The organism is Nonomuraea deserti (assembly GCF_004348685.1).
GTDB lineage: Bacteria > Actinomycetota > Actinomycetes > Streptosporangiales > Streptosporangiaceae > Nonomuraea > Nonomuraea deserti.
The window spans coordinates 1-10,880 of sequence record NZ_SMKO01000270.1 but is presented as its reverse complement, the minus strand read 5'-3'; the positions used below and the strand labels follow the sequence as shown (position 1 = coordinate 10,880).

General features: G+C 72.2%; 10 protein-coding genes. 5 read left to right on the top strand and 5 right to left on the bottom strand.

Features of this window, described 5'->3' with window-relative positions; translation table 11 throughout:
• Both E1292_RS46840 and E1292_RS46835 read right to left on the bottom strand, forming a co-directional pair.
• Positions 1–632: response regulator (locus E1292_RS46840; RefSeq protein WP_132606263.1), on the bottom strand; the 632-nt coding region annotated here is incomplete at its 3' end.
• Complete coding sequence (locus E1292_RS46835) at positions 629–1,999, bottom strand: sensor histidine kinase (protein WP_132606262.1); 1,371 nt, start codon at positions 1,997–1,999, stop codon at positions 629–631. The genes E1292_RS46835 and E1292_RS46840, both read right to left, overlap by 4 nt.
• A gap of 124 nt (positions 2,000–2,123) precedes the next feature.
• On the opposite strand from E1292_RS46835, the gene E1292_RS46830 reads away from it, so the two are divergent.
• Together E1292_RS46830 and E1292_RS46825 are read left to right on the top strand one after the other, a co-directional pair.
• Positions 2,124–2,972, top strand: a complete 849-nt coding sequence (locus tag E1292_RS46830) for a CPBP family intramembrane glutamic endopeptidase (protein ID WP_165975118.1) — start codon at positions 2,124–2,126, stop codon at positions 2,970–2,972.
• A gap of 142 nt (positions 2,973–3,114) precedes the next feature.
• Entirely contained in the window at positions 3,115–4,485 is a 1,371-nt protein-coding gene (locus tag E1292_RS46825; RefSeq protein WP_132606260.1) for an amidase, read from the top strand.
• A 119-nt stretch (positions 4,486–4,604) separates the two neighbouring features.
• Here E1292_RS46825 and E1292_RS46820 read toward each other — a convergent pair whose 3' ends face one another.
• Positions 4,605–4,991: a hypothetical protein gene (locus E1292_RS46820; protein WP_246090883.1), complete on the bottom strand. Its 387-nt coding sequence runs from the start codon at positions 4,989–4,991 to the stop codon at positions 4,605–4,607.
• A gap of 192 nt (positions 4,992–5,183) precedes the next feature.
• On the opposite strand from E1292_RS46820, the gene murA reads away from it, so the two are divergent.
• Positions 5,184–6,494: a UDP-N-acetylglucosamine 1-carboxyvinyltransferase gene (gene murA / locus E1292_RS46815; RefSeq protein WP_246090881.1), complete on the top strand. Its 1,311-nt coding sequence runs from the start codon at positions 5,184–5,186 to the stop codon at positions 6,492–6,494.
• A gap of 51 nt (positions 6,495–6,545) precedes the next feature.
• Positions 6,546–8,801: a transglycosylase domain-containing protein gene (locus E1292_RS46810; RefSeq protein ID WP_246090879.1), complete on the top strand. Its 2,256-nt coding sequence runs from the start codon at positions 6,546–6,548 to the stop codon at positions 8,799–8,801.
• 102 nt (positions 8,802–8,903) lie between these two features.
• Here the strand turns inward: E1292_RS46810 and ybaK are convergent, their stop codons facing one another.
• Positions 8,904–9,398 carry a Cys-tRNA(Pro) deacylase gene (ybaK, locus tag E1292_RS46805; RefSeq protein WP_132606258.1) on the bottom strand — a complete coding sequence of 165 codons (495 nt, stop codon included), beginning with the start codon at positions 9,396–9,398 and terminating at the stop codon, positions 8,904–8,906.
• Between the two features lie 20 nt (positions 9,399–9,418).
• A complete protein-coding gene (locus tag E1292_RS46800; protein ID WP_132606257.1) occupies positions 9,419–10,156 on the bottom strand; it encodes an AraC family transcriptional regulator in 738 nt (245 codons plus the stop codon).
• A 53-nt stretch (positions 10,157–10,209) separates the two neighbouring features.
• Between E1292_RS46800 and E1292_RS56365 the strand changes: the two genes are divergently transcribed.
• A complete protein-coding gene (locus E1292_RS56365) occupies positions 10,210–10,878 on the top strand; it encodes an MFS transporter (protein WP_181958411.1) in 669 nt (222 codons plus the stop codon).
• Positions 10,879–10,880 lie beyond the last annotated feature (2 nt).

Genomic DNA, 10,880 nt, shown 5'->3' with positions numbered 1-10,880 from the left:
TCTCTGAGGTGGAGGGCGAGGCGGGTCCGGTCGGGGAGGGCGAACTTGCGGAGCAGGCTGGAGACGTGGTTCTTCACGGTCCCCTCCGTGACCAGGAGGCGGGCCGCGATCTCCCGGTTGGTGGCTCCTGCAGCGATCAGCCTGGCCACCTGCGTCTCCCTGGCCGAGAGGCGTTCCTCGCCGCGGAGCCCGTTCGGCGGCGTCGGTGTGCGGCGGATCTCGGCGACCAGCCGGGCGGCCACCGTCGACGAGAGCACCGTCTCGCCGCGGCCAGCCCGGCGAATGGCGTCGACCAGTTCTTCGGGCGTGCAGTCCTTGAGGAGGTAGCCGACGGCCCCGCCGCGCAGCGCACCGAAGATGTAGTCGTCCTCGTCGAACGTGCTGAGCACGATCGAGGCCACACCTCGGTGCCGGGCCGTCAGCCGGGTGATCAGCTCGACGCCGTCCATCCTGGGCATCCTGGCGTCGATCAGCGCCACGTCGGGGCGGCACGTCTCGGCCACCCGCAGGGCTTCCTCTCCGTCGGCGGCCTCCCCGGTGACCTCGATGCCGTCTTCGATCTCCAGCATCTTCCGCAGTCCCTGCCGGATCAGCTCCTGGTCGTCTGCCAGCAGCACCCTGATCACGTTCATGACATCGCCGCCGCGACCCGGACGGGCAGGTCCGCGCGTACCTCGAAGCCGCCGCCCGGCCGGTCGCCCGCGGTCAGTGCGCCGCCCAGGGCGCGGGCGCGTTCGGCGAGGGAGCGCAGGCCGAAGCCGTCGCGCGCGTACGGACCACGGCCCACGCCGTCGTCGGCCACCACCAGCACGACGCGGTCGCCGTCGCAGGCGAGCGTGCCGCGCACGTGGTGGGCGCCAGCGTGCCGGACGGCGTTGGTCAGCCCTTCCTGCAGCACGCGGTAGAGCACCAGTTCGACGTCGGGCTCGAGGGCCGGCTCAGCCCCCACGACCTCGAACGACACCGCGAGACCGGTGCCGTCGAACGACGCCGCCAGCCGTCCGAGGGCGGCGCCGCTGACGGGGCCGTCGAGCGAGAGCGGCCGCAGCGCGCGGACCCAGCGGCGGGCGTCCGTCAGCGCCGTCACGGTCAGCTCCTTCGCCTGGCGCACTTCGTGCCAGGCGTCGTCGGGGCGGCGGGAGCGGAAACGCTCGGCGTTCTCCAAGCCCATCTTGATCACTGTCAGGTGGTGGCCGATGGAGTCGTGCATCTCCGCGCCCATGCGCGCGCGTTCCTGGGCGACGGTCAGCTCCCTGACACGAGCCGCCAGCCGCTGCGTCTCCGCCCGCCTGCGCCGCGCCTCCAACACAGCCGACGCCATGCCGAGCACGAAGCAGGCGAACACGACGATGGTGACGGTCTGCACGGCGGCGTCGAGCACGCCACGCTCGAACACCACCACGATGGAGGCGAACCCGACCAGGCAGATGCAGCCGACGATGACATACGCGGCCCGCATGCCGAAGACGAACGCCACGTTGGCGAGGGCTATGAGGGTCAGCAACTGGTGGACCTCGGCCGAGCCGGCCGGGCCCAGCGTGAAGGTCGCCGGCAGGAACGCCACCGCCGCGACCCGCCGCCACCGGCTGTCGTGCCCCGGCTTCCCGCCGAACCGCCGTCTGCCGTCGCGCCGGGATGCCGTGCCGGAGCTTGATTCGCCGTGGGGCCGCCGTTCGTTGCTGCGTCGCCACCGGTTGAGGGGCCGCCGTTCGTTGCTGCGTCGCCACCGGTCCAGGGGCCGCCAATCGCTCGTGCGCCGCCACCGGTCGAGGCGCCGCCAATCGTTGCCACGCCGCCGCCGGTCGTTGCCGCGCCGCCAGGGGAGGAGCGGCCACAGCGCGGCGACGAGCGCCAGGTTGAGCACGAACGCCGGTGACCAGGACGGCGCCCCGTCACGGAACGCGTAGGCGCCACCGGTGGCCGAGAGCACCACCCAGAACACGACGCTGAACAGGATCGGCCGGTCCGGGTCTCGCAGCCAGGCCAAGGGAGGCAGCATGGCACCGACCTTAGATCGCTGCGGTGACGGTGCCATCCTCCCTGGGGACCATGACGATGGTCATGGCGGATTCACCTCGTCGTCCGATGCGCCGGCACCCACCGGCTACGTAGCGTGGCGGCCTATGAAAGCAACCCACCCCGTCTGGGCCGTGCTGATCACCTGTGTCGCCATGTTCGCGCAGGTGATCATCGGTACGGCTCCGGTGACCCTGCTGCTCGACCGCGGTGACGTCCTCTACCGGCCGCTCGGCATGATCGGGATCACGCTGGCCTCGCTCGGGCTCGTCTATGTGATCCGGCGCTTCCTCGGCCGCCAATCCTGGCGAGGCGTGGGGCTCACACGCTCGTGGCGTGCCGTGCCCCACCTGCTTGCGGGCGTGTCGACGGGCGCGGTCGCGGTGGCCGTGGCCGGCTCGCTGTCCGTGGTCACCGGCGTCGCGACCTGGGCGCCGTGGGACGCGGTTCGCGAAGGGCTGCCCTACCTGCCTCTCTCCGTCGCCTTCGCCCTGCTCAGCCAGGCGTTCCCCGAGGAACTGCTGTGGCGCGGCCACCTGTACGACACGCTGTCCGCCCGGATGTCCACGAGAGCCGTGCTGATCGTGGTGTCGGTGGGTTTCGGCCTGCTGCACATCGTCTCGCACAGCGCGGCCGACACGGTCGCCGAGCGCCTGCTCTACCTGCTCCAGGCAGCCGGTCTCGGTTTCGCCTGCGCGGCGGCGCGGTGGCGCACCGGAGCGGTGTGGATGGCGGTCGGCGTGCACACCGGATTCCACATCGGCAACATGCTGCTCCCCACCCAGGCCGAGCACTACGGCGTCCACCTCGTCATCCTGGCCTGCACGCTCACCCTCACGGGGCTGCTCGTGACGGCGAGACGACGGGCGGCGGGAAGCGCCGGCGACCACGAACGGAGTCCGCTGTCGACGGAATCCACGGGCGGCGGCGGCCAGGGCTCCGCACCGTTCGGATGAGTCCCTGTCGTCGGCCACGTGCCTGCTGGGGCGGCTACGGCAGAGGTGGGCCACCAGCCGCCAGATCCCTGACAACAGCCGGTGCCCGGCATGGGCAGACCTCGCCGTCGCCCCCCGACGGCGGTTGGGGCAGGATCGCAGGGTGAGCGAACTGCACTACCTGACCGCGACCGAGCTGGCCCGCCTGATCAGGACCAGGCAGGTGAGCGCCGTGGAGGTCCTCCAAGCCCACCTCGACCGCATCGAGCAGGTCAACCCGCGCGTCAACGCCATCGTCACCCTGGTCGCCGAGCGGGCGGTCGAGGCGGCCAAGGCGGCCGACGCGGCCGAGCCGGAAGGTCCGCTGCACGGGTTGCCCGTCGCGCACAAGGATCTCGTCGACACCGCGGGCATCCGCACCACCTACGGCTCGCCGTTGTTCGCCGACCACGTGCCGGCCGAGGACGACCTGGTCGTCGAGCGGCTGCGCGCCGCCGGCGCCATCACCGTCGGCAAGACCAACACCCCGGAGTTCGGCACCGGCTCTCACACTGTCAATGAGGTGTTCGGCGCCACCAGAAACCCCTATGACCTGTCCAAGTCCGCCGGAGGCAGCAGCGGTGGGGCCGCCGCCGCCCTGGCCACCGGCATGGTTCCGCTGGCCGACGGGTCCGACATGGGCGGCTCGCTGCGCAACCCCGCCTCGTTCTGCAACGTCGTCGGCCTGCGTCCCACGCCCGGCCGGGTGCCCGGCGTGTCCGACACCGCCGCCTGGTACACGCTGTCCGTCCAGGGGCCCATGGCCAGGACGGTCGACGACCTCACGCTGATGTTCTCGGCCATCGCCGGGTTCGACCGCCGTTCCCCCTACGCGATCAGGGAGGTCTTCACTCCGGAGCCGGAGGAGGGCGTGGCGGGCCTGCGGGTGGCGTGGAGCCCCGACCTGGGCGGGTTGCCGGTCGACCCGCGCACGGCGGCGGTGACCGCGACGGCCCCGGCCGTGTTCGAGCGGCTGGGGGCCAGGGTCGAGGAGGTGGAGCTCGACCTCTCCGGCGCGGAGGAGGCGTTCAGGACCTACCGGGCGTGGAACTACGCGCTGTCCTTCGGCGACCTCAGCGGCCTCGGGCCCAACACCGCCTGGAACGTCGAGCGGGGCCGTGAGGTCACCGCGGCCGCCCTGGCGGCGGCCGAGCGTGCCCGCAGCCGCCTCTACCAGCGCATGTCCGCGTTCTTCGACACCTACGACGTGCTGATCGCGCCGGTCAGCCAGGTGCCGCCGTTCCCCATCGAGCAGCCCCATGTCAGCGAGATCAACGGCGAGCGGCTTCCCGACTATCTCGCGTGGATGCGCTCCGCCTACTGGATCAGCGTCCTGCACGCGCCGGCGGCGTCCGTGCCGGCGGGCTTCACGACGGACGGCCTGCCGGTGGGGGTGCAGATCGTCGCGCGGCCGTTCGAGGACGCCCGGGTCCTGCGCGCCGCCCGCGCGTTCGAGCGGGCCACCGGCCACGGTCGGCGCCGCCCTCCGCTGTGAAGGGCGGGCTTCGCAACGGCCGGTGCTCTCCGCTGCAGTGAAGGGGCGGGCGGCCCCGCGGGCAGGCGGGGGGCCCTGCGGGTAGGCGGGCGGCCCCGCGGTAACCGATGCCCGCGATTTCAGGGCAGGTCGCCGTACGGGTGGCGCAGCGGCGACTCCTGGTACCCGTGCATGCCCTCCAGCAGCCCGAACAGCCCCACCGCGAGCAGCGGCCAGGACACGAGTACGCCGGGGGCGGTCAGCGCCAGCGCCCCCGGGACGACTTTGACGTCGGGCATCACGGCGGCCTCGACCATGACGGCTCCGATGGTGAACGTCGACCCGGTCCACAACGTCAGCAGCGCCCCCACCACCCCACCCGCGCCGAGCCCGAGCAGCACCGGCAGCATGAACCGGCGGGCCGCGAACCACGCCACCCCGCCGCAGAGCAGCCCCAGCCCTCCCGTGATCACCGCGAACCAGCCGTCCGCCGCGATCAGGGCCTGCGTGGACGGATCGGCCAGCACGGATTCGCCACCCTCCGTGACCGTGTACGGGGCCCGTGGAGAGATGCCTGACCAGAGCAGCCCTGCGGCCACCCCGAGAGCAGCGAGTGTGAGGACAGTTACCGCAAAAGCGCGTACTTCCCTCGTCACGCCACTCCCCTTCGCATGTGCGTCCGAATCAGCTCGATGGTATCCCCCGGTTAGGCTCACTTCGTGATTGCAGAAGAGGTCTGGTTGATAGAGCCCTCCGGTCCGCTCCGGGGAGACGTCGAGGTGCGCGGTTCCAAGAACGGCGTGTCCAAGCACATGGTCGCCGCCATGCTGGGCAGCGGCGAGAGCAGCATCCACAACGCGCCCGACGTGGGCGAGGTCGAGATCACGGCGGCCATGCTGCGGGCGCTCGGCATCGATGTGGAGATCTCTCGTACGGAGATCAGGATCGCGCAGGGCCCGCAGATCGAGCCGCGGGTGCCCGACGCGTTCACCGGCCTGAACCGCATCCCCATCCTCATGCTGGGCCCGCTGCTGCACCTGGCGGGGGAGGCGTTCGTGCCGCTGGTCGGCGGCGATCCGATCGGGCGGCGGCCGGTGAACTTCCACGTGGAGGCCCTGCGCGCGATGGGCGCCGAGGTCGAGGTGGGCGACACCGGCATCTTCGCCAAGGCCAAGCGGCTCAACGGCACCCGGATCGAGCTGCCCTACCCGAGCGTGGGCGCCACGGAGACGGTGCTGATGTCCGCGGTGCTGGCCGAGGGCAAGACGGTGCTGAAGAACGCCGCGATGGAGCCCGAGGTGGTGGAGCTGGCGCTGTTCCTGCAGCGGATGGGGGCGAGGATCGAGCTCTCGCCCGACCGCAGGATCGTCATCGAGGGCGTCGAACGGCTGCGCGGCGCGTCCACCTGGCTGAACGGCGACCGCATCGAGGCGTTCTCGTACCTGGCGGCGGGCCTGATCACGCAGGGCGAGGTACGGGTGCACGGCTGCCCCCAGGATCGCCTGGTCACCGCGATCACCACGCTGGCCAGGATGGGCGCGCAGTTCGACATCAACGACGAGTACCTGTGCGCGACCGCGCCGCCCGAGGGGCTGCGCGCGGCCGCCGTGCAGACCGACACCCATCCCGGCTTCATGACCGACTGGCAGACGCCGCTGATGGTGTTGTTCACGCAGAGCCAGGGCATGTCGGTGCTGCACGAGACGGTGTTCGAGAACCGCCTGGTGTACGTGCCCGCGCTGCAGCGGATGGGCTGCGAGATCGAGGTGTTCGACCAGTGCCTGGGCGGGCCCGCGTGCCGCTACCACGACACCAACGCCCGTCACTCGGCCGTCGTGCGCGGCGTGTCCCAGCTCAGGGGCGCCGACGTGACGCTGCCCGACATCAGGGCGGGTTTCTCGGCCGTGCTGGCGGCCGCGGTGGCCGACGGGACCTCGACGCTGCGCGGCGTGCACCACATCGAGCGGGGCTATCACCGGCCGTTCGAGCAGTTCGCGTCCCTGGGTCTGGACATCCGCAGGAAACGGTAAAGGATCACAAGCGGGCGTTTGCCGCCGATCCGGGCGCCGCAGATCGTCTAAGTGACCGTACTCAGATCCGTCGGTGCGCTCGGACTGGCGGGAGCGCTCGGTGGAGTGCTGACGGCGGCACTGGCCGTGCCCGCCGTCAGCGGCAGCGGCATGGCCGCCAAGAACGTCGCGAACACGTTCCTCGACCTGCCGCCCGCTCCGCGTGAGGAGCCGCTCGCGCAGGTGACCAGGCTGCTGGACAAGGACGGCCGCCAGTTCGCCCAGTTCTACGAGGCCAACAGGACGAACGTCCGGCTCGGCGCGGTCGCCCCGGTGATGCGCCAGGCGATCGTGGCCATCGAGGACGCCCGCTTCTACGAGCACGGCGGGCTCGACGTCAGGGGCACGTTCCGGGCGCTGCTCACCAACACCCAGGCGGGCGGCATCCGGCAGGGCGGCTCGTCCCTGACCCAGCAGCTGGTCAAGAACATCCTGGTCGAGGGCGCGCGGACGGAGGCGGAACGCGACAAGGCACGCGCCCCCAACCTGGCGCGCAAGATCACCGAGCTGCGGCTGGCGCTGGCGCTGGAGGAGAAGTACCGCAAGGACGAGATCCTCGAGCGCTACCTGAACATCGCCTACTTCGGCGCCGGCGCGCACGGCGTGGAGGCGGCGGCCAGGCGCTTCTTCTCGACCTCTGCCGCCAAGCTGACCCTGACCGAGGCGGCCACGCTGGCGGGCGCGGTGCGGATGCCGTACTCGACCGATCCTTCGCTCGGCCGGGAGCACCGGGCGCGGTTGAAGGCGCGGCGCGACCTCGTGCTCGACCGGATGGCCGGGCTGAAGCTGATCACGCAGCGGCAGGCGACCGCCGCCAGGAACGCGCCGCTGGGCCTGCGGCTCCGCCCGGAGCCCGGCGGCTGCGCGCAGAGCGCGTACCCGTTCTTCTGCCTGTACGTGCAGCGCGAGCTGCTGTCGAACCCCGTCTTCGGCAACACCGCGACCGAGCGGCGCAGGCGCATGGCCAGGGGAGGGCTGGTGATCAGGACGAGCCTCGACCCGATCGCGCAGCACGCCGCCGAGCAGGCCATCCGCCGGCACGTGTCACCGGAGGACACCGAGGTGGCCGCGGAGGCCATGGTGGAGCCGCGTACGGGGCGGATCAGGGCGATGGCCGCCAGCAAGCGGTTCGGGCGCAACCCCGCCAACCGCAAGAACGGCCCCAAGACCACCTTCAACCTGCCCGCCGACACGGCACACGGCGGCGGCCAGGGGTTCCAGGCCGGTTCCACGTTCAAGGCGTACACGCTGGCCACGGCGCTCAAGCAGGGGTGGCGGTTCGGCGACGGCTTCAAGACGCCGGGGGCGCTGGTGCCCGGGCAGGGTTACCGCAACTGCGCCGGCCGGCCGGTGAACGACCCGAACACGCGCATTCTCAACGCCAGCGGCGAGGGGGAGGGCGGCCCGCACAGCATCGAGACCGGCACCTGGAAGTCGGTGAACATCTTCTTCATGATGCTGGAGCGCAAGGTCGGCCTCTGCAACGTGGTGAAGACGGCCAGGGCGCTCGGCGTCGTCAGGGCCGACGGGGAGCCGCTGAAGGAGGTGCCGACGTTCACCCTGGGCGTCAACGAGATGGACCCGGTGACGGTGGCGGCGTCGTTCGCGACGTTCGCCGCGAGGGGCCGCTACTGCCGGCCGCTGGCAATCGTGGAGATCGTCGGCAGGGACGGCCGGCGCACCCACGTGCCGCCCTCGTGCGAGCAGGTCATCGAACGGCCGGTAGCCGACGCCGTCAACTACGTGCTGCAGGGGGTGTTCACCGAAGGCACGATGAAGGGCCAGGGCATCGGCCGCCCGGCGGCGGGCAAGACGGGCACCAACAACGGCTACACCTCGGCGTGGTTCGCCGGGTACACGCCGGCGCTGGCCGCGGCTGTCAGCGTCGGGGACATCCGCGGCTCCTACCGGTTCCCGCTGACGGGGGTGCGGATCGGGGACCGCTATTACGGCTCGGTGCAGGGGGCGTCGTTGCCGGGGCCGATCTGGGTGGAGTCGATGCGGCCCGCGCTGAGCGGGGTCGAGCCGCGCGGATTCCCGGGGCCGGACATGTCCCGCTTCGGCGGCGGCCACACGCCCGGTCTGAAGGAGGCGCTGGCCGAGGAGGAGCGGCGTGAGGGCCGGCGCGGCGACCACCACGCCCGCAGGCGGCCCCGCCATCTCTTCGAGTGGCTGCTCGGGCGCCGGCCGCGGCGGGTGGAGATCACGCTGCCGCGCCGGGACCGCCACGATGGCGGCCGCCGGGACCGGCCCCGGCGGCGGCACTAGCGCTCGGCCGGGACCGCCCCTGGCGGCGGCATCAGCGCTCGGCCGGGACCGCCCCTGGCGGCGGCATCAGCGTTCGGCCGGGACCGGCCCCGGCACCAGCGCTCAGCCGGTCTTGCCGATCGGGGCGGTGACGGCCCGGGCGAGCGTGACGAGGTTGTCGGGCGCGGTCTCGATCTGCAGGCCGCGCCTGCCCGCCGAGAAGAAGATCGTCTCGAAGTCGAGGGCCGAGGAGTCGACCACCGTCGGGAGTTGCTTGCGCTGGCCCAGGGGGCTGATGCCGCCCACGACGTAGCCGGTCACCCGCTCCACCTTGGCGGCGTCGGCCATCGCCGCACGCTTGCTGTTGAGTGCACTGGCCAGCGCCTTGAGATCGAGCTTGCCCGACACCGGCACGACCGCCACGGCGAGCCCGCTCTCGACCTCCGCCACCAGGGTCTTGAAGATGCGTTCGTACGGCACGCCGAGCGCGTCGGCGGCCTCCTCCCCGTAGGCCTGCGCGGAGGCGTCGTGCGCGTAGGGATGGAGGGTGAACTCGGCCTTGGCCTTGGTCAGCGCCACGGTGGCCGGGGTGCCGCCCTTGCCTTTCGAACTACTCACGACACCCGATTGTAGCGAATCTACAATGTAAAGGCGCGGCCGGGGGTGTGCCCGAACGCCCGCCGGAACACGTCGATGAAGGCGCTCGCCGAGGCCCATCCGCACCGGTGGGCGACGGCGGTCACGGAGACGCCGTCGGCGAGCAGCAGCAGCGCGTGGTGCAGCCGGAGCTGGGTGCGCCATTGGGGGAAGCTCATGCCGAGCTCGCGGCGGCACAGCCGGGCCAGCGTGCGCTCGCTGGTGCCGGCCTGGACGGCGAGCCGGGCCAGGGGCCGGCCGTCGGCGGGGTCGCGGTGCAGGGCCGCGCAGACGGTGGCCAGCCGGGGATCACGGGCGGCGGGCAGGTGCATCGGCTGCTCGGGCGCGCGCCTGAGCTGGTCGAGCAGCACGGCACGGAGCCGCTCCCGCTCGCCGCCGGCCGGGCCGTCGTCGCCGGTGCAGGCGATGATCAGCTCGCGGAGCAGGGGGCCGACCGCGAGCACCGCGGGGCGGTCGAGGCCGAGCGGGTTGTCGGAGAGCCCCACCAGGCGCAGGTCCGTGTCGCCGCGGGCGCGGTGCTCGTGGACGGTGCCGGCCGGGATCCAGATGGCCCGGCTGGCGGGCGCCACCCAGATGCCCGAGCCGGTGGTGACGGAGAGCACGCCTCGGCAGGCGTACACGATCTGGTGGGTGTCGTGCCGGTGCGCGTCGATGCCCGCGCCCGGGGCCAGGGGCCGCCGGCCGGTGGGTGCCTGGGGCGTGTGGCGGATATCCGACATGGATTGGCAATTTATCGGAAGCGCGCCAGTCTCGCCATGTGCAGGATCGGAGCGTGAACAGGATCCCCATGCTCGCCGCCGGCCACGCGACCGTGGACTTCTATCAAGGCGCGGTGCCCGCCCTCGTGCCCTTCCTGGTGGCCGGGCGCGGGTACGGCTACGTCGCCGTCTCCGGCATCGTGCTGGCCGCGACGTTGTCGTCGTCGATCGTGCAGCCGCTCTTCGGCGTCCTGACCGACCGGCGGCGGATGCCGTGGCTGATCCCGGTGAGCATGGTGGTCGCCGGCGCCGGGGTGGCGTTCGGCGGCGTGACGGACTCCTACGTGCTGACCTGGCTGGCGGTGGCGCTGTCCGGGCTGGGCGTGGCGGCCTACCATCCGGAGTCGGCGCGGCTGGCCAGGGTCGCCAGCGAGGGCAGCCACGTCCGGATGAGCTGGTTCTCGCTGGGCGGGACGCTGGGCTTCGCCTGTGCTCCCGTGCTGGTGACGCCGCTGCTGGGCGTGTGGGGGCTCGGCGCGTCGCCGTTCCTCGCGGCGCCGGCGGTGCTGGGGGCGATGGTGACGCTTCCGGCGATCCGGGCGCTGTCAGGGGCGGGTTCCGTGGCGCGGGCCGCCGCGCCGGTGTCCCGCCGGGACGACTGGCCGTCGTTCGCCCGGCTGACGCTGGTGATCGTGTTCCGCTCGGTCGGTCTCTTATACACATCTGACGCTGGCGACGACTAGTC